The sequence below is a fragment of the Pseudomonas sp. TAA207 genome (assembly GCF_001529285.1).
In the GTDB taxonomy this organism is placed as follows: Bacteria; Pseudomonadota; Gammaproteobacteria; order Pseudomonadales; family Pseudomonadaceae; genus Aquipseudomonas; species Aquipseudomonas weihenstephanensis.
In genome coordinates this window covers 241,336-265,212 of record NZ_LLWJ01000071.1, presented here as the reverse complement: position 1 = coordinate 265,212, position 23,877 = coordinate 241,336, and the positions used below count along the sequence as shown (strand labels likewise).

19 protein-coding genes and 2 pseudogenes are annotated in these 23,877 nt (G+C 58.2%); 11 read left to right on the top strand and 10 right to left on the bottom strand.

The features are described 5' to 3' along the window. Positions 1 to 3: 3 nt before the first annotated feature. From ftsA to lpxC, 3 genes are all read left to right on the top strand, one after another. Positions 4 to 1,263: a cell division protein FtsA gene (gene ftsA, locus AP059_RS19355; protein ID WP_048362565.1), complete on the top strand. Its 1,260-nt coding sequence runs from the start codon at positions 4 to 6 to the stop codon at positions 1,261 to 1,263. 65 nt (positions 1,264 to 1,328) lie between these two features. Then, positions 1,329 to 2,546, top strand: coding sequence for a cell division protein FtsZ (gene ftsZ / locus AP059_RS19350; protein ID WP_048362566.1), 1,218 nt, complete (start codon positions 1,329 to 1,331; stop codon positions 2,544 to 2,546). Positions 2,547 to 2,658: 112 nt separating this feature from the next. Further along, entirely contained in the window at positions 2,659 to 3,570 is a 912-nt protein-coding gene (lpxC, locus tag AP059_RS19345) for a UDP-3-O-acyl-N-acetylglucosamine deacetylase (RefSeq protein WP_047273792.1), read from the top strand. A gap of 151 nt (positions 3,571 to 3,721) precedes the next feature. Here lpxC and AP059_RS19340 read toward each other — a convergent pair whose 3' ends face one another. From AP059_RS19340 to AP059_RS19315, 6 genes are all read right to left on the bottom strand, one after another. Next, the gene (locus AP059_RS19340) at positions 3,722 to 5,041 is read right to left on the bottom strand and encodes an OprD family porin (RefSeq protein ID WP_059765075.1); all 1,320 of its coding nucleotides are present in this window, start codon (positions 5,039 to 5,041) and stop codon (positions 3,722 to 3,724) included. A 191-nt stretch (positions 5,042 to 5,232) separates the two neighbouring features. After that, on the bottom strand, positions 5,233 to 5,457 hold the full coding sequence (locus AP059_RS19335; protein ID WP_059765202.1) for a hypothetical protein: 225 nt from the start codon (positions 5,455 to 5,457) through the stop codon (positions 5,233 to 5,235). Positions 5,458 to 5,582: 125 nt separating this feature from the next. Next, positions 5,583 to 6,971: a heavy metal sensor histidine kinase gene (locus AP059_RS19330; RefSeq protein WP_371260639.1), complete on the bottom strand. Its 1,389-nt coding sequence runs from the start codon at positions 6,969 to 6,971 to the stop codon at positions 5,583 to 5,585. After that, positions 6,964 to 7,638 carry a heavy metal response regulator transcription factor gene (locus tag AP059_RS19325; RefSeq protein WP_048362568.1) on the bottom strand — a complete coding sequence of 225 codons (675 nt, stop codon included), beginning with the start codon at positions 7,636 to 7,638 and terminating at the stop codon, positions 6,964 to 6,966. The genes AP059_RS19330 and AP059_RS19325 overlap by 8 nt, the downstream gene beginning before the upstream one ends. An 8-nt stretch (positions 7,639 to 7,646) precedes the next feature. Then, positions 7,647 to 10,742 carry a multidrug efflux RND transporter permease subunit gene (locus tag AP059_RS19320; protein ID WP_059765073.1) on the bottom strand — a complete coding sequence of 1,032 codons (3,096 nt, stop codon included), beginning with the start codon at positions 10,740 to 10,742 and terminating at the stop codon, positions 7,647 to 7,649. Next, on the bottom strand, positions 10,739 to 11,893 hold the full coding sequence (locus AP059_RS19315; protein WP_059765071.1) for an efflux RND transporter periplasmic adaptor subunit: 1,155 nt from the start codon (positions 11,891 to 11,893) through the stop codon (positions 10,739 to 10,741). Before AP059_RS19315 ends, AP059_RS19320 begins: the two co-directional genes overlap by 4 nt. A 210-nt stretch (positions 11,894 to 12,103) precedes the next feature. Here AP059_RS19315 and AP059_RS19310 point away from each other — a divergent pair, with 210 nt between their 5' ends. The 4 genes and pseudogenes from AP059_RS19310 to AP059_RS23120 all read left to right on the top strand — a co-directional run. Then, positions 12,104 to 12,439, top strand: a complete 336-nt coding sequence (locus AP059_RS19310) for a hypothetical protein (protein WP_059765069.1) — start codon at positions 12,104 to 12,106, stop codon at positions 12,437 to 12,439. A 72-nt stretch (positions 12,440 to 12,511) separates the two neighbouring features. Further along, positions 12,512 to 12,757 carry a hypothetical protein gene (locus AP059_RS19305; RefSeq protein ID WP_059765067.1) on the top strand — a complete coding sequence of 82 codons (246 nt, stop codon included), beginning with the start codon at positions 12,512 to 12,514 and terminating at the stop codon, positions 12,755 to 12,757. 153 nt (positions 12,758 to 12,910) lie between these two features. After that, positions 12,911 to 13,192: pseudogene (locus AP059_RS23125) on the top strand (PAS domain-containing protein); the annotation flags it as partial. Between the two features lie 312 nt (positions 13,193 to 13,504). Continuing rightward, a pseudogene (locus AP059_RS23120) lies at positions 13,505 to 14,497 on the top strand (methyl-accepting chemotaxis protein); the annotation flags it as partial. Positions 14,498 to 14,501: 4 nt separating this feature from the next. Here the strand turns inward: AP059_RS23120 and AP059_RS19295 are convergent. From AP059_RS19295 to norR, 4 genes are all read right to left on the bottom strand, one after another. Further along, positions 14,502 to 14,978 carry a GNAT family N-acetyltransferase gene (locus tag AP059_RS19295; RefSeq protein ID WP_059765063.1) on the bottom strand — a complete coding sequence of 159 codons (477 nt, stop codon included), beginning with the start codon at positions 14,976 to 14,978 and terminating at the stop codon, positions 14,502 to 14,504. Positions 14,979 to 14,980: 2 nt separating this feature from the next. Continuing rightward, entirely contained in the window at positions 14,981 to 15,883 is a 903-nt protein-coding gene (locus tag AP059_RS19290; RefSeq protein ID WP_048362575.1) for a chemotaxis protein CheV, read from the bottom strand. Positions 15,884 to 16,050: 167 nt separating this feature from the next. Continuing rightward, positions 16,051 to 16,452: a hypothetical protein gene (locus tag AP059_RS19285; RefSeq protein WP_059765061.1), complete on the bottom strand. Its 402-nt coding sequence runs from the start codon at positions 16,450 to 16,452 to the stop codon at positions 16,051 to 16,053. 44 nt (positions 16,453 to 16,496) lie between these two features. Further along, positions 16,497 to 18,044: a nitric oxide reductase transcriptional regulator NorR gene (gene norR, locus AP059_RS19280; protein WP_059765059.1), complete on the bottom strand. Its 1,548-nt coding sequence runs from the start codon at positions 18,042 to 18,044 to the stop codon at positions 16,497 to 16,499. Between the two features lie 162 nt (positions 18,045 to 18,206). Here norR and hmpA point away from each other — a divergent pair, with 162 nt between their 5' ends. The 4 genes from hmpA to cyoB all read left to right on the top strand — a co-directional run bounded on the left by hmpA (position 18,207) and on the right by cyoB (position 23,877). Then, entirely contained in the window at positions 18,207 to 19,388 is a 1,182-nt protein-coding gene (hmpA, locus tag AP059_RS19275) for an NO-inducible flavohemoprotein (RefSeq protein WP_059765057.1), read from the top strand. A gap of 210 nt (positions 19,389 to 19,598) precedes the next feature. Further along, positions 19,599 to 20,108: a disulfide bond formation protein B gene (locus tag AP059_RS19270; protein WP_059765055.1), complete on the top strand. Its 510-nt coding sequence runs from the start codon at positions 19,599 to 19,601 to the stop codon at positions 20,106 to 20,108. Between the two features lie 802 nt (positions 20,109 to 20,910). Further along, the gene (gene cyoA, locus AP059_RS19265; RefSeq protein ID WP_048362579.1) at positions 20,911 to 21,849 is read left to right on the top strand and encodes a ubiquinol oxidase subunit II; all 939 of its coding nucleotides are present in this window, start codon (positions 20,911 to 20,913) and stop codon (positions 21,847 to 21,849) included. Between the two features lie 3 nt (positions 21,850 to 21,852). After that, positions 21,853 to 23,877 (top strand): cytochrome o ubiquinol oxidase subunit I, encoded by a 2,025-nt coding sequence (gene cyoB, locus AP059_RS19260; RefSeq protein WP_059765053.1) that lies wholly within the window; start codon positions 21,853 to 21,855, stop codon positions 23,875 to 23,877.

Sequence of the window (23,877 nt, the reverse complement as noted above, 5' to 3'; positions counted from 1 at the left end):
CCCATGGCAAACGTGCAAAGCGGAAAAATGATCGTCGGTCTCGATATCGGCACCTCCAAGGTGGTGGCGCTGGTGGGCGAGGTCGGCGAAGACGGCATGATTGAAATCGTCGGTATTGGCACGCATCCGTCCCGGGGCCTGAAGAAAGGCGTGGTGGTGAACATCGAGTCCACCGTGCAATCGATCCAGCGCGCCATTGAAGAAGCGCAGCTGATGGCCGGTTGCCGGATCCACTCGGCGTTTGTCGGCGTGGCCGGTAATCACATTCGCAGCCTGAACTCCCACGGCATCGTGGCGATTCGCGACCGTGAAGTCAGCGCGGCTGACCTTGAGCGAGTACTGGATGCCGCCCAGGCGGTCGCCATCCCCGCTGACCAGCGTGTGTTGCACACGTTGGCGCAAGACTACGTGATCGATAACCAGGAAGGCGTGCGTGAGCCACTGGGCATGTCGGGCGTGCGTCTGGAAGCCAAGGTGCACGTGGTGACCTGCGCGGTGAATGCTGCGCAGAACATCGAGAAGTGCGTGCGTCGCTGTGGCCTTGAGGTGGACGACATCATCCTGGAGCAACTGGCGTCGGCGTACTCGGTGCTCACCGATGACGAAAAAGAGCTGGGCGTGTGCCTGGTGGACATCGGCGGCGGCACCACGGACATCGCGATCTTCACCGAAGGCGCCATTCGCCACACGGCGGTGATCCCGATTGCGGGCGATCAGGTGACCAACGACATCGCCATGGCGTTGCGCACACCGACCCAGTACGCCGAAGAAATCAAGATCCGCTACGCCTGCGCACTGGCCAAACTGGCGGGCGCCGGTGAAACCATCAAAGTGCCAAGCGTGGGCGATCGTCCGCCGCGCGAGCTGTCGCGTCAGGCATTGGCCGAAGTGGTCGAGCCGCGTTACGACGAGCTGTTCACCCTGATTCAGGCTGAGCTGCGCCGCAGTGGCTACGAAGATTTGATCCCGGCAGGCATCGTCCTGACGGGCGGTACGTCAAAAATGGAAGGCGCGGTCGAGCTGGCCGAAGAAATCTTCCATATGCCCGTGCGTCTGGGCGTGCCGCACAGCTTCAAGGGTTTGACCGATGTGGTACGTAACCCGATTTACTCCACGGCTGTGGGCTTGCTGCAATACGGGCTGCAAAAGCAGTCCGATGGCATCTCTCTGTCGGGCCTAGGCAACCGCGACAGTTACAGCAGTGAAGAACAAAAAGCCCCGGTACTTGAACGTTTGAAGCGTTGGGTACAAGGCAATTTCTAAGCAGTAAATGATTCAAAAGCAGTAGAAGTAGGCGAAAAAAACTAGAGAAGGTAAGGAGAGGGACCATGTTCGAACTCGTAGACAACATCCCGCAAAGCCCGGTAATCAAGGTTATCGGTGTTGGTGGTGGCGGTGGCAATGCTGTTAACCATATGGTTAAGAGCAACATCGAAGGTGTGGAATTCATCTGCGCCAACACCGACGCACAAGCACTCAAGAGCATTGGTGCGCGCACCATCCTGCAATTGGGCACAGGCGTGACCAAAGGCCTGGGCGCTGGCGCCAATCCTGAGGTCGGTCGTCAGGCCGCTCTGGAAGACCGCGAGCGCATTGCCGAAGTGTTGCAGGGCACCAACATGGTGTTCATCACCACGGGCATGGGTGGCGGTACCGGTACCGGTGCAGCACCGATCATTGCCGAAGTGGCCAAAGAAATGGGGATTCTCACCGTTGCGGTGGTGACACGTCCGTTCCCGTTCGAAGGTCGCAAGCGCATGCAGATTGCTGACGAAGGTATTCGTCTGCTGTCCGAAAGCGTCGATTCGTTGATCACGATTCCGAACGAAAAACTGCTGACCATCCTCGGTAAGGACGCCAGCCTGCTGTCGGCTTTCGCCAAGGCGGATGACGTACTGGCCGGCGCCGTTCGCGGCATCTCCGACATCATCAAGCGTCCGGGCATGATCAACGTCGACTTTGCCGACGTGCGCACCGTGATGAGCGAAATGGGCATGGCGATGATGGGCACTGGCTGCGCCAGCGGTCCGAACCGTGCACGCGAAGCGACCGAAGCGGCCATCCGCAACCCGTTGCTCGAAGACGTCAACCTGGAAGGTGCGCGCGGCATCCTGGTGAACATCACCGCCGGTCCAGACCTGTCGTTGGGTGAATACTCGGACGTGGGTAGCATCATCGAAGCGTTTGCTTCGGAGCACGCGATGGTCAAAGTCGGTACGGTTATCGACCCGGACATGCGCGACGAACTGCACGTAACCGTTGTAGCGACCGGTCTGGGCGCGAAAATCGAGAAGCCGGTCAAAGTGATCGACAACACGGTTCAATCGTCCTACTCGGCGTCTTCGGCTCAAGCCGCGGCGGCACGTCAGGATGTGCGTCAGGAGACTCGCCAGGAGCTGCCAACGGTTAACTACCGTGACCTGGATCGCCCGACCGTGATGCGTAACCAAGCCCAGCAAGGCGCCACCACGGCTGCCAAGCTCAATCCTCAAGACGATCTGGATTACCTGGACATCCCGGCTTTCCTGCGTCGACAGGCTGATTAATGAAATCAATCAGGGGGATTAAGGTGATTGGTATTCAGCAAAGGTTCGGTCTGCTATTATCGCCAGCCTTTGTTGATACCAGTTCGCAATTTGCGCTGAAGCGGCCAATGCCATGATTAAACAACGCACCCTGAAAAATATTATCCGTGCCACAGGTGTCGGCCTGCACTCCGGTGAGAAGGTCTACCTGACCCTCAAGCCTGCGCCTGTGGACACCGGCATCGTGTTTTGTCGTGCAGACCTTGACCCTGTGGTGCAGATCCCTGCTCGCGCGGAAAACGTCGGCGAGACAACCATGTCGACCACGTTGGTCAACGGCGATACCAAAGTAGACACGGTAGAGCACTTGCTCTCGGCCATGGCTGGCCTGGGGATCGATAACGCCTACGTCGAACTCTCCGCGTCTGAAGTCCCTATCATGGACGGTAGCGCTGGACCTTTCGTATTTTTGATTCAATCTGCCGGCCTGGAAGAACAGGACGCGCCGAAGAAATTCATCCGCATCCTGCGTGAAGTGACAGTGGAAGATGGCGACAAGCGCGCCACTTTTGTCCCTTTCGAAGGCTTCAAGGTGACTTTCGAGATCGATTTCGATCACCCGGTTTTCCGTAATCGCACCCAAAGTGCAAGCGTGGATTTCTCAAGCACTTCTTTTGTAAAAGAAGTCAGCCGCGCCCGTACCTTTGGCTTCATGAGTGATATCGAGTACCTGCGCAAGCACAACCTCGCACTCGGTGGCAGCGTGGAAAACGCGATCGTTGTCGACGCGGACGGCGTACTGAACGAAGACGGTCTTCGCTATGAAGACGAATTCGTGAAGCACAAGATCCTCGACGCAATTGGCGATCTCTACCTGTTGGGCAATAGCCTGATTGGTGAGTTCAAAGGCTTCAAGTCTGGCCACGCACTGAACAACCAGCTGCTTCGCAAGCTGATTGAGCAGAAAGATGCATGGGAAGTCGTGACCTTTGAAGATGCCAGCACTGCACCGATCTCGTACATGCGTCCGGTTGCGGCAGTTTAAGTAAAACTTCTTTCTCTAGTTTTTGAAGGCCACCCTCGGGTGGCCTTTTTTTTTGTGCGCCCAACCGTGCTGATGGCTGAATCAGGGCTGCACCGTTGTGGCTGGGTACAGTCCTGAAACTGGATCGCTACTCGCCGGCTTGGCTCACGGCTTAAAACACATCCAGCGGGTAATCGATGATCACGCGGTACTCATCCACATTGTTGTCCACTGCCTGATACGCATCGTTACCGCGGTTGGCTGACCAGCGCAGAGCGACGCCGAGATTTTTCGCCGGGCCTTCTTGCAGCACGTATTTGACAGTCAGGTCGCGCTCCCAATGTTTGGCATGCTTGCCGTCGGCGTTGTACCAGTTGCTGTAGCCGACGCTGTTGGGGTCAACCTTGGTCAGGTCCAACTCACCACGCGAGTAGGACACCATCGACGTCAGGCCCGCCAGACCCAGTCCGGCAAAGTCATATTCGTATTGCAGTTTCCAGGAGCGCTCGTTCGGGCCGTTGAAGTCCGAGTACTGCTGGGAGTTGTCCAGGTACACGCTGTCGCCCTGGTAGATGTAGTCAAACGGCGTGTTGCCGTTTACCCGCTGGTACACGGCAGTGACCGTGTGTCCGGCGACGGCCACGGCAAAGTGCAGGCTGAACGTGTTGTTGTCGATATCCCCGAGCAGCGCTTTGCCCGTGTCCTGAGTGTGGTAGAAGTGCAGGCCGGGGTTGAGGCTGACACGTTCGTTCAGGGCGTAGGTGTAATCCAGGTCGTAGTAGTACTGGTTCCAGATGTCCTTGAGCTCGGCGGCGTAAAGGTTGCTGGTCAGCTCCGGTACGCCGTTCCACGAGGCCCCGGCCCAGTTGATGTGTTGGCTGCTCTGGCCTTTGAGGTCGCCGTACATGGTGGTCATGCGGCGCATGCCGCTTTGGTTGTACGGTTTTTCGAAACTGACCTGCCCGCCTTCGAACATCCAGCCTTCCAGGCTGTGATTGGTCAGCGTGACGCCGCGAAAAGCCTGCGGCAGCATACGCGTCTCGCCGCCGGCAATGACCGGGTTGGAGATGAACATGTCACCGGCTTTAAGCTCGGTATCAAACGCGCGCATTTTCAGCGCTGCGCCCGCAGACGAAAACTCGGTCGGCGCCTTGCCGTTGCCATCGCTGACCGGCAGGATGCTGCTGCCATCGGTGCCGCCACCGCCATCAAGTTTGAGGCCGAGCATGCCGTAGGCATCCACACCAAAGCCCACGACACCTTGGGTGAACCCCGACTCAAACGTGCCAATAAACCCCTGGCCCCACTCTTTGCTGTCATCGCCTTTCGGGCTGCGAATGTCGTGATTCATGTAGTAATTGCGCAGGTGCAGCTTGAGGCTGGAGCCTTCGATAAAACCTTCCTTGGCGGTGTCATCGTCAGCGTGAGCGAATGTCGGGATCGTTGCGGCCAGCGCGAGGAATAGCGGGCTGAGCTTGAGTGTGTTCTTCACCGGTAAATGGCTCCTTTTTTGGGGTGGCAGTTTTTATTTTCTGTAGGCATTTGAATGCGTATTCAAAGACGCCAAACGCTGTGGCGGCTTTTTTTAAAACAAAAAAAAGCCGCTATAGTAGCGGCTTTTGAAACAATCAGTCACATATAAAGGCCGTGACTGACTGGGTCGGGAAGACTTCAGGTGGGCAATCAGCTGTCTTTGGTATCAACGCTAGCGCTGGTTTTGACCTGTGATGGCTGAGGCTTGGCCTCGTTTTGGTGGTTGGCCGTCAGTTCCTGTTGGTGCTGCTCATAGGCGGCTGCGCGGGCTGCATTTTGCGCGACGAACGCGGGCGACTCTTCCGCCATGGCCAAGGGCGACAACAACAAAGACGACAAAGCGAAAACGCTGGCCATACCCATACTGCTGGACATTTCAAAGACCTTCTTGCTGAGCAAGTTCTGTGTGGTGCGATCAAAATATAGACAACCCGCCCCCTGAAAAAGCCCTGCGCTGGATAAGGACTTTTGCGTTTTGAGTAACAACGCGATAACCGCTCCTACGCGGTATGGGGCGGGAGGTGCAGGCCGAAGGTATTCATTCCGTCGCGACTGTAGGCAAACACATCTCCGCCATGCATGTGCGCGATTGCTTTGACGATGGCCAATCCCAACCCGTGATTACTCCCGCTGTTGTGGCGCGCGGCATCCACGCGATAAAAGCGTTCAAACAGGCGGGGCAGGTGTTCATCGGCTATCGGAGCGCCGGGGTTGCTGATGCTGATGCTGATCCGCTCAGGGCCTTGAGTGATGTGTACGTCAATCTGCTGGCCGGCCCCGGTGTGTTGCACGGCGTTGTTCAGCAAGTTGATGAGCGCCCGGCGCAGGTGCGGTGTTTCAATGCTGGCCTGGGCATCGCCGCTGACCTGTACCTGCACGCGCGCATCTTCAAGGATGAAGTCCAGGTAATCCAGGGTCGTGGCCACTTCGTCCGCCAGCCAGGCACGGGTTAACGCACAGGCTTTGCTGCCTTGATCGGCACTGGCCAAAAACAGCATGTCGTTGATGATGCTGCGCAAGCGTTCCAGTTCTTCGAGGTTCGATTGCAGCACTTCAAAGTAATGCTCGGCCGAGCGCCCACGGGTCAGTGCGACTTGGGTCTGGCCAATCAGATTGGTCAGCGGCGAGCGCAGTTCGTGGGCCACATCGGCATTGAATGACTCCAGCCGCGTGTAAGCCTGTTCGACGCGATCCAGTGTGGCGTTGAATGCATTGACCAACTGATCCAGCTCAGGCGGCAGGGGTGACACCCGCAAACGCCCGGACAAGCGTGGAGATGCCAGTTTTTGTGCTTCTTCACTGAGTGTGATCAAGGGTTTGAGACCCACACGCGCGACCCAATAGCCCAGCAGCGAGGCCAGCGCGACCCCGATGATTGCCAGGCTGATCAGCGCAATCAACAAGTGGTGTTGGGTTTGGTGGAAGGTCTCGGTGTCGATGGCAATCAAAAAGCGCAGCGCGGGGCGTTGATCTTTGGCCGGCACGTCGCTGGTCAGCACTTTGAGCGGGGACGACATGCCGGGCAACGTCAGGTCACGAATACCTTCCGGGCCTTGGGCGAAGGTGCGAACGCTTGCATCGGCATCCCCGAACTCATAGTCAGGGTGCGGGCTGATGACCCAAAACCGGATGCGCTTGTCTTCTTCGGTCAGCAGTTTGAGTTTGGCGCTGATCTTGGCCCAATGGTCCGGGTTGCCGAAACGGTTGATCGACGACTCCAGCACGCTGTAGCGCGCCTCAAGTTCAGCTTCGGGGAGCCTGGCGATGCTTTTGTCGACTTGCTGGTACAGCGCGCCGCCAATCAACACGAACACCAGCAGGGCCACGAGCGTGAACAGCAGGCTCAGACGCAGGGCGATTGCGTTCAAACGCAGCGCGGGCTTAGACACTGCGCCGCTCCAGCACGTAGCCCATGCCGCGAATGGTGTGCAGCAACTTGTGTTCGAATGGCCCGTCGAGCTTGGCGCGCAAGCGTTTGATCGCGACTTCGACGACGTTGGCGTCGCTGTCGAAATTGATGTCCCAGACCAGTTCGGCGATGGCGGTTTTAGACAGGATTTCACCTTGGCGCCGCGCCAGTACGCTGAGCAATGAAAACTCTTTGGCAGTCAGGTCCAGACGGCCCCCGGCGCGGGTGGCCTTGCGGCTGATGAGGTCAATCCACAGGTCATCGACCATGACCTGTACCGGTTCATGGCCGCCGCTGCGCCGGGTCAATGCTTGCAAGCGCGCCACCAGTTCCAGAAACGAAAACGGCTTGCCCAGGTAATCGTCAGCCCCTTCGCGCAACCCGCGAATGCGGTCTTCGACCCGTTCACGGGCGGTCAGCATGATCACTGGGGTTTGCTTGCGGGCACGCAAGGCGCGCAGCACGCCAAAGCCATCGAGGCCGGGCAGCATGACGTCGAGCACAATGACCGCGTAATCGCTTTCGAGTGCCAAATGCAGGCCCTCAATACCGTCGCGCGCCACGTCCACGGTGTAGCCCTGTTCGGTCAAGCCGCGGCGCAGGTAATCAGCCGTTTTTTCTTCGTCTTCAATAATCAGAACGCGCATAACCCGCCTCAGTGATCAGTCGCCAGCAAGCTGACGGGTTTGGACCGGTGGAACAGCCTTTCAAGCCACAAGTATATGACTGGCGTGGTAAATAGCGTCAGCGCCTGACTCACCAGCAGCCCGCCCACCACCGCAATGCCCAAAGGCTGACGCAGCTCGGCGCCGGTGCCGTAGCCGAGCATCAGCGGCAGTGCGCCCAGCAATGCGGCGAGCGTGGTCATGATGATCGGCCGAAAACGCGTCAGGCAGGCCTCATAGATCGCGTGCTCGGGCGCCAGCCCACGAGTGCGTTGAGCATGCAGGGCAAAGTCGATCATTAGAATGCCGTTTTTCTTCACGATGCCAATCAGCAGCACCAACCCGATCAACGCCATGATCGAAAAGTCTTGCCCGCAGATCCACAGCATCAGCAACGCGCCGAGGCCTGCCGAGGGCAAGGTTGAGATGATGGTCAGCGGGTGCACGAAGCTTTCGTACAGCACACCAAGAATGATGTACACCGCCACCAGCGCCGCCAGAATCAACCACGGCTGACTGGCCAGCGAGCTTTGAAAGGCCTGGGCCGCTCCCTGAAAGTTGCCGCTGATCGTGCTGGGCATGCCGATGTCATTTTTTGCCTGATTGAGCATCAACACCGCATCGCCCAGCGCCACGCCGGGAGCGAGGTTGAACGACAGGTTAGCGGCCGGGAACATGCCGTCATGGCTGATGGACAGTGGGCCACTGATCGGCGCATCGACCTTGGCCACGGCAGACAGCGGCACCATGTCGCCGGTCTGCGGCGAACGCAGGTAGAAGTAGTTCAGGCTTTGGGCCTTGGCGCGTTGTTGCGCGTCGAGTTCAAGGATGACGTTGTACTGATTGATCTCGGTCTGGAACTCATTCACCTGTCGCTGGCCAAAGGCGTCGTAGAGCGCTTCATCGACATCGGTGGCGGTCAGTCCGAAGCGCGCGGCGGCGTTTCGGTCGATGCTGATGTGGGTGATGCTGGCGCCCAGTTGCAGGTCGTTGGACAGGTCGCGAAAGGCCGGGTTGGTGCGCAGTTTTTCCGTCAGGCGCTGGGTCCAGGCAGTCAGGGTCGGCCCGTCATTACTCTTGAGCACGTATTGATACTGGCTGCGGCTGGGGCCGGCGCTCAGGTTGATGTCTTGTCCGGCGCGCAGGTACAGCACGATGCCGGGCACTTTGGCCAGTTGCGGGCGTATACGGTCGATGAACTCACTGGCCGACACATCGCGCTCACTGCGGTCTTTGAGGGCGATCCAGAAACGCCCGTTGGCGATGGTCTGGTTGCTGCCGGTCACGCCCACGGAATGCGAAAACGCCTTGACGGCAGGATCGTTGCTGACGATGTCGGCCAGGGCCAAATGTTTTTTCACCATGTCCGGGTAGGACACGTCGGCGGCAGCCTCGCTGGTGCCCAACACAAAGCCGGTGTCTTGCACCGGGAAGAACCCTTTGGGGATCAGCACATAACCGGCCACGGCCATGGCCAGCGTTACGCCAAACACCCCCAGCATTAATCGTTGGTGCGCCAGGGCGCGCGTTAAGCCTTTTTCATACAGCGCGAGCAACCGTTCACCGAAGCCGGGTGTGGCATCGGCCGGGTGCACCGGGGCTTTCATGAACAGCGCGGCCAAGGTCGGCGCGAGGGTCAGGGACACCAGTACCGAAATCAAAATGGTCGAAGTCGCGGTCAGGGCGAATTCCTTGAACAGCCGCCCGACCACACCGCCCATGAACAACAGCGGGATAAACGCCGCCACCAGCGACAGGCTGATCGACACTACGGTGAAGCTGATTTCGCTGGAACCCTTGATTGCCGCGTCGCGCATGCTGTCGCCCGCTTCGAGGTGACGATGGATGTTTTCCACCACCACAATCGCATCGTCGACCACAAAGCCCACGGCCACCACAATTGCCACCAGCGTCAGATTATTGAGGCTGAAGCCCAGCACGTACATCAGCGCGAAACTGGCGATCAACGACACGCCCAATACTGACGAGACGATCAGCGTGGCTGACCATTGACGCAGGAACAGCGCCATCACGGCAATCACCAGCAGCACGGCAATCAGTAGCGTGATTTCGACTTCGTGCAGCGAGGCGCGGATGGTTTGCGTGCGGTCACTGAGCACCTTCACCTCGACCGACGCCGGGAGCATGGCTTGCAAGCCGGGCAGGGCAGCCTGAATGCGGTCCACGGTTTCAACGATGTTGGCGCCGGGCTGACGTGAAATCACCAGGTTCAAACCTGGCTGATGCCCGGACCAGGCTTGCACGTAGTCGTTTTCTGAGCCGTTGATCACCCGCGCCACGTCGCGCAATTGCACTGGCGCGCCGTCTTTGTACGCGACGATCAGTTGGGCATAGTCATCGGCGTTAAACAGTTGATCGTTGGTCGACAGCGTGGAAATGCTCGATGGCCCATACAGCGCGCCCTTGGCCAGGTTGAGGCTGGTTTGCTGAATCGCCAGCCGGATGTCGGCCAGGGTCAGGCCAATGGCCGCCAGTTTGTCGGCAGACGCCTGAACGCGGATTGCCGGACGCTGCTGGCCGGTGATATTGATCAGCCCTACGCCGTCGATCTGGCTGATTTGCCGCGCCAGCAGGGTTTCAACGTAGTCGCTCAATTCGGTGCCGGGCATCTGCATCGAACTGATGCTGAGAATCAGCACCGGGCTGTCCGCCGGGTTGACCTTCTTCCAGGTGGGTAGCGTCGGCATGTCTTTGGGTAATTTGCCGGAGGCGGTATTGATGGCCGCCTGAACTTCTTGGGCGGCCGTGTCGATACTTTTGTCGAGGGTAAATTGCAGGGTCAGGGTGGTCGAACCCAGCGCGCTGCTGGAGGTCATTTGCGTCACGCCGGGGATGGCGCTGAACTGCACCTCCAGCGGGGTCGCCACCGACGACGCCATGGTGTCGGGGCTGGCGCCGGGTAACTGGGCCGAGACTTGAATGGTGGGGAACTCCGCCTCGGGCAGCGGCGCAATGGGCAGGCGTGGAAACGCAATCAAACCGACCAACACCAGCGCGAAAGTCAGTAGCACCGTGGCCACCGGGTGATCAACGCACCAGGCTGAGAGTGAGCGACTGGCGGTCATGGTTGCACCAACGCGTCAGGCGTCTGCGCAGGTTCATGCAAGACCTCAATCCGCGAACCGGGCTTGAGCCGCGACTGACCGTCACTGACCAGCGTGTCGCCCTCGTTGACGCCGCTGATGATATTAAGGTCGGTGTCTTGATACACCATGCGCACCGGCACACTTTCGACGCCATCGCCTTTAACCCGGTACACGAAGTAGTTATCCAGCCCGCGTTGCACCACGCTCGGCGGCACCACCAAAGCGTTCTGCTCAACCCCGGTTTGAAGCTCGACATTCACCAGTTGGCCGGGCCACAGCGTGTGCTGGGGGTTATCAAACTGCGCTTTGACCTTGATCGTGCCGGTAGTCGCCGACACCTGATTGTCGATCAGGCTTAAACGCCCTTCGCCCAAGGGGGTGATGCTGTGCTCGCTGTCGCCGATAAAGGCTTTGACCAAGGCCGGTGTCTTGGCCTCAAGCAAGTCATGGAGGGTGGGCAGTTGCTGTTGTGGCAGCGAAAATTCCACGGCAATCGGGTCGATCTGCGTCACCGAAAACAGCCCCTGCGCGTCGCTGACCCGCAGGAAATTACCGGGGTCTACCGCACGGATCCCCACGCGCCCGGTGACCGGAGAATGAATGTGCGTATACGACAACTGCACCTTGGCCGCCGCGATGGCGGCCTGATTGCCACGGGCTGTGGCTTTGAGCTGATTGACCAGCGCTTGTTGCTGATCGAGGGTTTGTTTGGAGATGCCGTTGTCGACGCTCAGCAGTTGATAGCGTTTAAGGTCGATCTGCGCCACCCGCAACTGCGCCTGATTTTGCCCCAGTTGCGCGTTGGCTTGATCGAGGCTGGCCTGAATCGAGCGATCATCCAGCGTGGCCAGCAAATCCCCGGCCTTGACGCTTTGGCCTTCCTTGACCAGCAACTGGGTGAGGATGCCGTCGATTTGCGGGCGGATCATCACACTGTGCAGTGACAGCACCGCGCCTATCGCGCTCACATAGCGTGGCACATCGCGTTGCACCACCTGGATCACGCGCACCGGAACGGTTGGCGCGTGGGTGGGTTTGGTTTTAGCCGGGCGAGTGAGCAGCCAGAGGCCGGTCACGATCAAGGCCATGATCAGCAGGCTCAGCAGGATCTTGTTGTTTGAAATGCGCATGCCGGGTAAACGCCGTGTGCGTGAAATGAGAGTGTTTGCAATGTGCCAGCGGTTATAGCGCGTCAACCCGGTCAGTAGCGTGACGTCAAACTGACATTGCTGACAGTTAAGTGAAAAGCCGGTTTATAACCCTAAAGAAAACAGGGTCTTGGCCGATGGTCTGGTTATAAGAGTGGGGCGCTGGCGCGTCCCTGAACCGGGGGGTAATTGATGAAAGTATTTGCACTGGGGCTGGCAGCTTGTGTGTTGTTTGGGCTTTCCAATGAGGCGGTGTCTGAAACCGCCACCAAGGGTGGCACGATTGAATTTCGCGGCAAGGTGATGGAGGCCGCGTGTGAACATGGCCGCTCGGGCGCCGTGGATTTTGGCGAACAGACGAAACTGATTGAAGTGGCCCCCAGCGTGGTGCTGGCAGTGAACATGGCGAACAATGCCTGCCGCACGGGCCAGTTACCGTTTGTCGCCTCCTATCAGAAGCTCAACACCCCGGCTTACAGTGAGGAGCAAGGTGTACGCAATGGTGTGCTGACTATTTCCTACCTCTGAGTGCAACGCGGGGCGAGGATGGCAGGTATACTGCGCGGCTTTATTCCTACCCCCGCATTCTCCGGAGCTTTCATGACTTCCCCTAAACAACCGACGGCTCCCGAAACACTGGCGGCAGAACAGGTCGAGCTTGAAACAACTGCGAACGCTGCTGACAAACCGGCCGTTCCTGCGTTCAGCTTTCCGTTCAACCCGGCGGCGTTTGCCCAAGGCAAAAAAGATAACCAGCCGTGGTATCAAAAATCCGGCAAGGGCGGTCACGACAAAACCCCTGGCGCGCCGCCGCACGGCACGCGCAAAACCATGGGTAAGCGCTGATTATTGGCGTCGAAAAAACGTCATTTATCCCCCATTTTCATCGTGTGCCCGATTAACTTCGGCACACCTGCGCTAGATCAGTGTTTGGTTAATAGGTGCGCTTAGAGTCGACAGCCCTGCCGACTCTCACCTAATAATTCGAGCGCGCCTGTCATGAAAATCAATCTACCGATTACCGGCCGATCCGTTGATTTTGCACCCGACGCAAACATTCTCTCCACCACCGACCTCAACAGTTGCATCACTTACGCCAACCCCGACTTTATAAACGTCAGCGGGTACGCGCTGAGTGAGCTGTTGGGCAGCCCGCATAACCTGTTGCGTCATCCTGATATGCCCGCCGCTGCCTTCAGTCACATGTGGCAGACGCTCAAGTCAGGTCGCTCGTGGATGGGCATGGTGAAAAACCGCTGTAAAAATGGCGATCACTATTGGGTCAGCGCTTACGTCACGCCGGTCAAGCGCAATGGCCAAATCGTGGAGTACCAATCGGTGCGTACCCATCCGTCCCCCGAGCGGGTCGCCGTGGCTGAAGCCTGCTACGCGCGCATGCGTGCCGGGCGCGGATCTGTGTTGCAGCGTTTGGGGCACCTGGGGCTGACGAGCAAGCTGGCGCTGATTGTCAGTGCGGTGTTTGGCGCAGTGACGGCTTTGGGCGCGCTGCTGTTGCCCCAGATCGACCTGCAAGCGGCGGTGACGGTGTGGCTGGTGGGCAGCCTGCTGAGTTCGGCGGCCATTAGCTGGCTGCTCCAGCCTTTGAATGCTTTGGCCCGGCGTGCAAAAGGCGTGGGCGATAACCCGCTGAGTCAGCAGATTTATACCGGGCGGCGCGATGACGTCGGCCAGATAGCGTTCGCGCTGAACATGCTGGAAGCGCAAGTCGGGGCGGTGGTGGGGCGTATCGGTGACGCCTCGCAACGTTTGGCCGGGCATGCCAGCGAGTTGGTTGAACACCTGCAAAGCAGCCATGACAGTACGCTGCATCAGCAACTGGAAACCGACCAGGTGGCGATCGCCATTAACGAAATGGCGGCCAGTGTGGCGCAAGTGGCCAACAATGCGCAGCAAGCCTCTCAAGCCGCCGACCGGGTCGAACATGAAACCCGCGAAGGCCATGACCTGGTGATGCAAAGCCGCACCTCGGCGCAGTATCTGGCCAGCGAGCTGGCGCGTGGCACTGAGGTGGTGCATCACCTTGAGAGCCACAGCAGTGATATTTCATCGGTGCTGGAGGTGATCCGCAGCATCGCTGAGCAAACCAACCTGCTGGCGCTCAATGCAGCAATCGAGGCGGCGCGTGCAGGTGATCAAGGGCGCGGTTTTGCCGTGGTGGCGGACGAGGTGCGGGGTTTGGCGCAACGTACCCAGCAGTCCACCCAGGAAATCCAGCAGATGATCAGTAACTTGCAGGGGGGAGCGCGTGCGGCGGTAGAAGTCATGCAGCACAGCAGCGAATATGCGCAGACCAGCGTCAATCAGGCGCAGTTGGCCAGCAGTGCGTTGAGCGGTATCAGCCTGCAAGTGAAGAGAATCAACGAGATGAACCTGCAAATTGCCTCGGCGGTGGAAGAGCAAAGCGTGGTCAGCGAAGACATTAACCGCAACATTGCAGGCATTCGCAGCGCGTGCGAAGTCACAGTCGATGCCGGACAACACAGCCACCGCAACTCGGGGGAAGTGGCCGATCTGGCCGCAGGCTTGCGCTCGCTGGCGCAGGAGTTCTGGCAAACCCGGCGTTAAGCGCTTAAAGGCTGAGCCTTTGCACCAGCGCCATGCCGTGTTTTGTGTACAGGCAGCAGGCCTTGAGGTTGTGCGCCATGACCTTGAGGTCGACGCAGGCTTCGCCCCGCTGCTTGAACACGCTGAACACATGCGCCAATAACGCGCTCGCAATGCCTAGACCTTGATAGTGCGGGTGCACGACCAAGTCTTTGAGGTAGGCGCTGGTCCAGCCTTGGGCGACGCCCACCACGCGGGCGTCCTGCATCGCTAAAAAACACAGTTGCGGATCGTATTCGGCATCGTGAATCAACGCCTCTCGCCACAGCTCCAAAGGTTCAACGCTGCCGTGGCCGGGCGCATAGCCTTCGACAAGCAAGGCGTGCGCGTCGGGCAGGCATGAGTCACTGAGGCTCACCACGCGGATGCCTGCTGGCCAGTGCGCGGGAGGGAGTGGCCCGCGCAAGTCTTTGCGCAGCAGCAAGCACGTGTCACCCGTCACGCTCAGTAACCCTGCGCGGCAACCGTGCGTGCGGCTTCAATCAGACATTTGGTCAGGTCAGGCGACGAGAACTTGGTCAGCACCGCATTGGCCCCGGACAGACGCGCTTTTTCGCTGTTCATCGCGCTGTTGAGCGAGGTGTGCAGCAGCACATAAAGGTGCTTGAAGTCCGGGGTTTCGCGCAGCGTGCGGGTGAAGGCGTAACCGTCCATTTCAGACATTTCGATGTCCGACACCACCAGGTTGATTTGCTCTTTGGTGCCTTGCAGTTCCAGCAGACGGTCGATGGCTTCCTTGGCGCTGCGGGCGGTGTGGCATTGCAAGCCCAGATTGCGCAGGGTAATCACTGACTGTTGCAAAGCCACCTGACTGTCATCGACCACCAGAATGCGGGCATTGGCCAGCAACTCGGCTTCTTCCATCGTCACCGCATCCGGCTCCTCGATGATTTTCGAGGGAGCGATGCCGTGAATCACTTTTTCGATATCGAGCACTTGTACCAGCACATCATCGACCCGGGTCACGCCGGTGATGAACGAGCGCGAGCCGCCTGCGCCGTAGGGTGGCGGGCGAATATCTGTGCTCAGGCAGTGAATGATCTTGCTCACTGCCTGCACGTGCAAACCTTGTTTGGAGCGACTGACATCGGTCACGATCAGACAACCGCCGTTGGGGTCTTCCAGTGGTTGCTCGCCGATGGCACGGCTCAGGTCGATGACCGACAGCGACGCACCGCGCAGCACGGCAATGCCTTTTACGTGAGGGTGCGACTCAGGCATTTTGGTCAGCGGCGGGCAGGGAATGATTTCGCTCACTTTGAGCAAGTTAATCGCCATCAGCTTGCCGCTGCGCAAAGTGAATAGCAGAAGCGAAAGAGAGTCTGCGCGGGCGTTGTGGGATGACATAAAAACCTTCTGTGTAAAGAGATGCGCGCGGGCTAAAAGCCAACAGCAGCGGGCGATACAGGGTTATCGACCTGATTTAGTGGGTCTTTAGCCAGTAGGGCCAATCAGATCACAACGCGACCTTGAGCACTCGCTCTCTAGTGCGGCCTGCATGGCAGGCCACAGTGTTACCCGCCTACGGAGAGATCGCGCAAAAAGTTTTTCAATCTCGACTGTTGGCCGCACCCAATAAGCAACCACAGTAAGAGTCTGGCTTTGCGCGGGCACAGAAAGCCGCTCATATGCAGGCCTTTGCGGGTCAAGTCGATTTCTCCCCCTTTGAACCCATAGGTGTTGAAGGCCGTGGAGCCCGCCCCTGTGCGTGAGCCAACGATGACCGGTATTTTGGCCGCAATCGGTTGTAGAACCTCAGCCCAGAGTTCGCTCAAATGCCCGGCGCCAAAGCCTGCAATGACCAAGCCTTCATAGCCCAACCGCACTAGTTGCTCCACAAGTAGGGCATCGGCTGACAGCGAGGCTTCCAGTAACGCGACTTTATGAGACGTGCGCGAAGGCAGAGGCAGCGTCATGCGTGCCTCGCGATGTTCGTCAGCGACAGGTCAGTGCTTGAGGCTTATTTCAACCCCAACCGTTTGGCCATACGGCCGAGGTTGGCCCGATCCAGCCCCAGTTCTCGCGCCGCGCTGGCCCAGTTATTTGGGTGGCGTTCAAGGCAGGCGCTGATGAGCTGGCGTTGGTAGGCTTCGGTCGCCCGGCGCAAATCACCGACGGCCGCAGGGGGTGGGGTTGGTGGTGTCGTGGCCGTCTCAATAACCTCGCAGGAGGGCAAGTCCAGGTCTTGCGCGGTCAGGGTCAAAATACGCGGCCGTGTGCTGCAATTGCCCAAGGCTTTTAAGGCGCTGCGCCCGATCAGGTGTTCCAGTTCGCGCACGTTACCCGGCCAGTCGTACTGCACGAGTGCAGCTTGGGCGTCGGGACTCAGGCGCAGGCTGCCCAAGCCCATGCGCGAGCGGTTTTGTTCAAGGAAGAAGCCGCTGAGCAGCAACACGTCGCGCCCACGTTCACGCAAGGCGGGCACTTTGAGCGGGTACACGCTCAGGCGGTGATAAAAGTCGGCGCGGTAGCGGCCACTGCGCACTTCTTCGGCCAGGTCACGGTTGGTGGCGGCGATCAGACGCACGTCGACGCGGTGTTCCTGATCCGAACCCAAGCGTTGCAATTGGCCGCTCTGTAGCACGCGCAGCAGTTTGGCTTGCACGGTGAGTGACAATTCGCCGACTTCGTCCAGGAACAATGTGCCGCCATTGGCCAGTTCGAATTTGCCGCGCCGGTCATTCATCGCGCCGGTAAAGGCGCCGCGTACATGGCCGAACAGTTCGCTTTCGACCAGCGTGTCGGGCAACGCCGCGCAGTTGAGGCTGACCATGGGTTTGTCTGCGCGTGGTGAGGCGGCGTGAATCGCTTGCGCGACCAACTCTTTGCCGACGCCGGTTTCACCGGTGATCAACACGGTCAGGTCACTGCTGCCTACGAGCGCGATTTCATCGAGCAAGCGTTTATGGGCTTTGCTCTGGCCGATCAGTTCTTTGTTGGGCGTACCGTGCGCCTGGCGATACAACTCGGCTTTGAGTTGCTCGTCCTCAACCCGCAAGGCGAGTCGCTCAATGCGTTGGGCAACGTTGACGGTGGCCGCTGCGAGGCTGGCGAAAGCTTGCAGGGCGTCCAGTTCAATCGGCTCAAAACGTTTGGGGTCGAGCGCGTCCAGCGTCAGCAACCCCCAGGGCTTCTCATCTATAAACAGCGGGCAACCCATGCAGTCGTGGATTTCCAAGTGTTCGGCCAAGCCGTCAACCAGCCCGTCATACGGATCGGGCAAGTCGCAATTGCTGGGGAATCGTGTGGGGCCGGGGCTGCTGAGCAGCACGTCAAAGCGTGGGTGTTCACTGACTTTGAAGCGACGCCCCAAGGTGTCCAGGCTCAGTCCGTCCACGGCCAATGGCACCAGCCAATCGCCGTCCAGCCGCAGCAGTGCCGCTGCGTCGCAAGGGAGCAGGGCGCGCATGGCTTCGAGCAGGCGTCGGTAACGCTCACTTTCAGGCAGCTCGCGTGACAGATCGGCTACCAGAGGTAGCAGGGTGGTTAGCAGTAATTTTGCAGTCATTTTGACCTCGTGTAGTCGAAGTGACTATAAAACAAGCTGAGTCATAATGACTATTTAGTTTGCAAGTCGCTGTTTTTAAAGGGTTTTAAAGTTGGCACGATTACTGATAGCTAAAAGGTAATCAAAGTTTAGTTAATGCCTACGTGCTCAGGAGTCAACTTTATGCTTACTGCTCAGGATCGTGCCATCGTCAAATCCACTGTGCCGCTGCTGGAAAGCGGCGGTGAAGCGCTGATCACCCATTTTTACCGTTTGATGCTGTCTGAATACCCCCAGGTGCGCCCGCTGTTCAATCAGGCGAACCAGGCCAGCGGTGATCAGCCGCGTGCGTTGGCCAATGGCGTGCTGATGTATGCGCGCCACATCGACCAACTCGACCAGTTGGGCGATCTGGTGGCCAAGATCATTAACAAGCACGTGGCCCTGCAAATCCTGCCGGAGCATTACCCGATTGTCGGCACCTGCTTGCTGCGTGCTATCGAAGAAGTGCTGGGCAGTGATATTGCAACGCCCGAGGTGTTGGCCGCCTGGGGGGCTGCATACGGTCAATTGGCCGATATCTTGATTGGCGCCGAAGCGGCGATCTACGACCAGAAAGCCGCAGCGCCGGGCGGCTGGCGTGGCGGTCGTGAGTTCAAGCTCGCGGCCCGCATTCAGGAGAGCGCGGAAATCACATCGTTTTATTTCCGCCCGGTGGACCAGCAACCGATCCTTGAGTTTGAGGCCGGGCAGTACATCGGCATCAAATTGGACATCGACGGGGTCGAAGCGCGTCGCAACTATTCGCTGTCGGCGCTGGCGCAGGTCGGCCGCTACCGTATCAGCGTCAAGCGCGAGGCGGGTGGGGTGGTGTCGAACTTCCTCCACGACCGTCTGCAAGTGGGTGACATTGTTGAGTTGTTCCCGCCCGCAGGTGAGTTCACCCTGACGGCCAGCGACAAACCGCTGGTGTTGATCAGTGGCGGTGTGGGTATTACCCCGACCTTGCCCATGCTGGAAGCGGCACTGGCGACCCAGCGTCCGATTCATTTTATTCACTGCGCGCGCAATGCCCAGGTGCATGCATTTCGGGGCTGGGTGGATGAACTGGCCGAGCAATTCCCGCAATTACAACGTTTTTACTGCTACGCCGAACACGACGGGCAAGGCCCTGCGGTAGACCATGTGGGCATGCTCAACGCTGAAGTACTGGAAAAATGGCTGCCCGAGGATCGTGATGTAGACGCCTATTTCCTGGGGCCTAAAGGCTTCATGGGCGCGATCAAGCGTCAGCTCAAAGCCTTGGGTGTGCCGGAAAAACAGAGCCGTTACGAGTTCTTCGGCCCGGCGGCTGCGCTGGAGTAAGCCCTTTGGGTGAGTGCATCTGATTGGCGCGTAAGCCCGCAGCGGTCGCATTCGACGATGGCTGCGGGCTTTTTGTTAATCGCGCTTTAATCCGACTCGCAGTTAAATCCCTTCCTACAGTTGCCCTGCATCTACATTCGGGGTCTGGGTGTAAACTGCGCGCTTTATTCGGCTGTATGGCCATTCGAAAATCAGGCAAAGGGAAGCGGTATGACGGATGACATGATGCGACTGGGGCGCGAGAAGCGCTTTCTGGTCTTGCTGGGGCTGATCTGCCTGGCGCTCATTGGCGGTGCGCTGTATATGCAGATCGTGCTCGGTGAGGCGCCTTGCCCGCTGTGCATCCTGCAACGTTATGCACTGCTGCTGATCGCGCTCTTTGCCTTTGTTGGCGCGGCCATGCGCACCACACGCAGCATTACGGTGTTTGAAGGGTTGGTGGTGCTGAGTGCCATCGGTGGCATCGTTGCGGCGGGGCGCCATGTCTACATTTTGGCCAATCCGGCGGTGAGCTGCGGTCTGGATGCCTTGCAACCGATTGTGGATGGCCTGCCGCTGGCGGCGATCTTCCCGCTGGGCTTTCAGGTTGACGGCTTCTGCTCAACGCCGTACCCGCCGGTGCTAGGCCTGTCGTTGGCACAATGGGCGCTGGTGGCGTTCGTGCTGACCGCCGTACTGGTTCCGCTGGGGATTTACCGCAACCGGAACAAATCCGCCTGAATCACTAAATCAGGGTATAGCCGCCTCGTCCTTCTCCCGAAGTGCGGGGCTTTTTTTCGTCTACGAAAAATGTGAAGGGAATGTGATGCGGCGCAGTGTAGGGGGTTGCGACACTGCGACATATTGTCACGGATAAATTGTCACAAGGCATGTTTTTATTTCACAATACACAGCTGAAACGTCTCATCTGTTTTAGGGGGGATGAGGCGTTTTGACGGTGATGCCGGGGTTGAAATCGCTGGGTCGTGGCCCGATGAAAAACCCCTGAAACCCTTTTTCTTTGGGCGTCTTGAGGCACCGGGACGCGCGCGCAGGTGCGTTAAAAAGGGGCGATTTTTAAGGGGCAGCAAGGGCGTGCTACAGGTGCGTCGGGGGGAGGGTATAAACGCGGGGCGTAATAATAGTGTGGGATTGTTACCGCAGCCGAGAATAATTATTTCGGGATGAGACATGGTTTATAGAGAGCTACCTAACTACAATCGCCCGCACTGAACGTCCAGCCTGCTCATCCCTGAGCCCAAGCGGGAAGTTGAAGGTCGTCTGGGCAGTGAGTGACAGGCTACCCATGCGACTCCCAAGGTACTGGCAACCCTTCTAAGTTCCGCACCAAATGGAATTGGTCTGTGACAAGGCCTTTGACCACGTATCGAATAAGAAATCACTGCTAACCCAGGATTTGCCCACTCGCCTTACAGCGATGAAGCAGGCCCTTATTCAATCGGAAAAATGCCAACCCTTGGCAGGGTGAAGTGTTGGCGCATAAAACCAACTGCATTATGCAAGCTGTTTTAGAGGTCGTGAGATGACTAAAAAAAGGTACCCCAGACTCTTTGGCTTATTGCCACTTTTCGGCATGTTGTTGCTGGGAGGCTGCAATATGACGTTGCTCGATCCGGTGGGGCAGGTCGGCATCGATGAGAAGAATCTGATCATCACTGCAACATTGCTGATGCTCTTGGTCGTGGTTCCGGTCATCCTGATGACCATCATTTTCGCGTGGAAGTATCGCGCGTCGAACAAAAACGCCACTTACGCACCGAAATGGTCGCACTCCACCAAGATCGAAGTTGTGATCTGGACCGTGCCGATTTTGATCATCATCGCCCTGGGCGTGATCACCTATAAGTCGACCCACGCACTGGACCCTTACCGTCCGATTCAGTCTGACGTCAAGCCAGTCACCATCGAAGTGGTGGCAATGGATTGGAAGTGGCTGTTTATCTACCCGGACCAGGGTATTGCGACCGTCAACAAGATCGTGTTCCCGGCCAACACACCGGTTAATTTCCGTATCACCTCCGACACGGTCATGAACTCGTTCTTCATCCCGGGCCTGGGCGGCCAGATCTACGCCATGGCCGGTATGACGACCAAGCTGCATTTGATTGCCAACAAGAACGCCGAGCTGGATGGCATCTCTGCCAACTACAGCGGTGCGGGCTTCACCGGCATGAAATTCAAAGCAATCGCGACTTCCCAAGCTGATTTCGATGCGTGGGTAAGTGAAGTCAAAGCGTCACCTAAACAGCTTGATACAGCTGAATACGCAGCCTTGACCAAGCCGAGTCAGAACAATCCCGTTGAGCTCTACTCCTCGTACGCACCGAACCTGTTCCAGACCATCATCGACAAGTATGAAGGCATGAAACCAGGCAAGCCGGTAAACCACGAGAAGAAAGAAGTGGCCGGGACCGAAGGTTTGGACACCAGTTCGCATTCAGCTGCCGGGGCAGAGGAGTAAACGATGTTTGGTAAATTAAGTCTGGACGCCATACCGTTCCACGAGCCGATAGTGATGATCACCGTCGCTATGATTCTGCTCGGTGGTCTGGCGTTGGTTGCAGCACTCACGTACTACAAAAAGTGGACCTACCTGTGGACCGAATGGCTAACGTCAGTCGACCACAAGAAGATTGGCGTGATGTACATCATCGTCGCCATGGTCATGTTGCTGCGCGGCTTTGCCGACGCCGTCATGATGCGTACCCAGTTGGCGATGGCCACCGAAGGTTCGCCGGGCTACCTGCCGCCTGAACACTATGACCAGATCTTCACCGCCCACGGTGTGATCATGATCATCTTCATGGCGATGCCATTCTTCACCGGCCTGATGAACCTTGCAGTGCCGCTGCAAATCGGCGCACGTGACGTTGCCTATCCGTTCCTGAACTCCCTGAGCTTCTGGCTCCTGGTGTCGGGCGTGGTACTGGTCAACCTGTCGCTGGGCGTCGGCGAGTTCGCCAAGACCGGTTGGGTTGCGTATCCGCCGCTGTCGGGTCTGGCCTACAGTCCGGGCGTGGGTGTGGATTACTACATCTGGGCGCTCCAGTTATCGGGGTTAGGTACGACGTTAACCGGGGTTAACTTCCTGGCCACCGTGCTGAAAATGCGTACCCCGGGCATGAAAATCATGGACATGCCGATTTTCACCTGGACCTGCACCTGGGCAAACGTTCTGATCGTGGCCTCGTTCCCGATCCTGACTGCTACTCTGGCGCTGCTGACACTTGACCGTTACATGGATTTCCACATTTTCACCAATGAACTTGGTGGCAATCCAATGATGTACGTCAACCTGTTCTGGGCGTGGGGTCACCCTGAGGTGTACATCCTCATTCTGCCGGCGTTCGGGGTCTTCTCTGAAGTCATCTCGACCTTCACTGGCAAGCGTCTGTTCGGTCACCACTCGATGGTCTACGCCAGTGGCGCGATCTCGATCCTGGGCTTCATGGTTTGGCTGCACCACTTCTTCACCATGGGTTCGGGTGCCAGCGTCAACGCCTTCTTCGGTCTGGCAACGATGCTGATTTCGATCCCCACGGGTGTGAAGCTGTTTAACTGGCTATTCACCATCTACCGCGGTCGTCTGCAATTCACCAGCCAGGTGATGTGGACACTGGGCTTTATGGTGACCTTCGCCATCGGCGGCATGACTGGCGTATTGCTGGCCATTCCGGGTGCTGACTTCGTACTGCACAACAGCCTGTTTGTAATTGCTCACTTCCACAACGTGATCATCGGCGGCGCCGTATTCGGCTACATCGCTGGCTTCAGCTTCTTCTTCCCTAAAGCGTTCGGCTTCAAGCTGAACGAGAAGTGGGGCCTGGCTGCCTTCTGGTTCTGGATCGTTGGCTTCTTCGTTGCGTTCATGCCGCTCTATGCACTGGGCTTCATGGGCATGACCCGTCGTCTGAACGCCAGCACCAACCCTGAGTGGGTGCCTTACCTGTACGTGGCTGCATTCGGTGCTGCCTTGATTGCTGTCGGTATTGCCTGCCAGTTGATCCAGCTGTACGTCAGCGTACGTGACCGCAACAAGCCAGAGAACGCCTGCGAATTCGGCGATCCATGGAATGGTCACACCCTGGAATGGTCGACTTCGTCGCCACCTCCGTTCTACAACTTTGCTGTGCTGCCAAAAGCCGACGGTATCGACCCGTTCACTGAAGCCAAGGAAAACGGTACTGCGTACCAGGCTCCGGCCAAGTACGAACCGATCCACATGCCAAACAACACCGCTACCGGTGTGGTGATGGGCGCACTGCTGACCGTGTTCGGTTTTGCAATGATCTGGCACATCTGGTGGTTGGCGATCGTCAGCCTGGTTGGCACTGTCGCGTACTTCGCGATCCACGCTGCCCGTGATGACCAAGGCTACATGGTGCCGGTGGAAACCATCGAGCGCATCGAAGCCGAGCAGCACAAGCGTCTGGTAGCGGCTGGCAAGATCCCGGCTACCCGTGTTGAAACCAAGTTGGAACAGGCATAA

Coding starts and splice junctions, on each gene's coding strand:
- AP059_RS19290 (WP_048362575.1), bottom strand. CDS start 15,883: ATGTCATCCCACAACGCCCGCGCAGACTCTCTTTCGCTTCTGCTATTC.
- norR (WP_059765059.1), bottom strand. CDS start 18,044: ATGACTGCAAAATTACTGCTAACCACCCTGCTACCTCTGGTAGCCGAT.
- AP059_RS19315 (WP_059765071.1), bottom strand. CDS start 11,893: ATGCGCATTTCAAACAACAAGATCCTGCTGAGCCTGCTGATCATGGCC.
- AP059_RS19310 (WP_059765069.1), top strand. CDS start 12,104: ATGAAAGTATTTGCACTGGGGCTGGCAGCTTGTGTGTTGTTTGGGCTT.
- cyoA (WP_048362579.1), top strand. CDS start 20,911: ATGACTAAAAAAAGGTACCCCAGACTCTTTGGCTTATTGCCACTTTTC.
- AP059_RS19320 (WP_059765073.1), bottom strand. CDS start 10,742: ATGACCGCCAGTCGCTCACTCTCAGCCTGGTGCGTTGATCACCCGGTG.
- ftsZ (WP_048362566.1), top strand. CDS start 1,329: ATGTTCGAACTCGTAGACAACATCCCGCAAAGCCCGGTAATCAAGGTT.
- AP059_RS19305 (WP_059765067.1), top strand. CDS start 12,512: ATGACTTCCCCTAAACAACCGACGGCTCCCGAAACACTGGCGGCAGAA.
- AP059_RS19335 (WP_059765202.1), bottom strand. CDS start 5,457: ATGTCCAGCAGTATGGGTATGGCCAGCGTTTTCGCTTTGTCGTCTTTG.
- AP059_RS19325 (WP_048362568.1), bottom strand. CDS start 7,638: ATGCGCGTTCTGATTATTGAAGACGAAGAAAAAACGGCTGATTACCTG.
- hmpA (WP_059765057.1), top strand. CDS start 18,207: ATGCTTACTGCTCAGGATCGTGCCATCGTCAAATCCACTGTGCCGCTG.
- AP059_RS19270 (WP_059765055.1), top strand. CDS start 19,599: ATGACGGATGACATGATGCGACTGGGGCGCGAGAAGCGCTTTCTGGTC.
- AP059_RS19285 (WP_059765061.1), bottom strand. CDS start 16,452: ATGACGCTGCCTCTGCCTTCGCGCACGTCTCATAAAGTCGCGTTACTG.
- ftsA (WP_048362565.1), top strand. CDS start 4: ATGGCAAACGTGCAAAGCGGAAAAATGATCGTCGGTCTCGATATCGGC.
- cyoB (WP_059765053.1), top strand. CDS start 21,853: ATGTTTGGTAAATTAAGTCTGGACGCCATACCGTTCCACGAGCCGATA.
- lpxC (WP_047273792.1), top strand. CDS start 2,659: ATGATTAAACAACGCACCCTGAAAAATATTATCCGTGCCACAGGTGTC.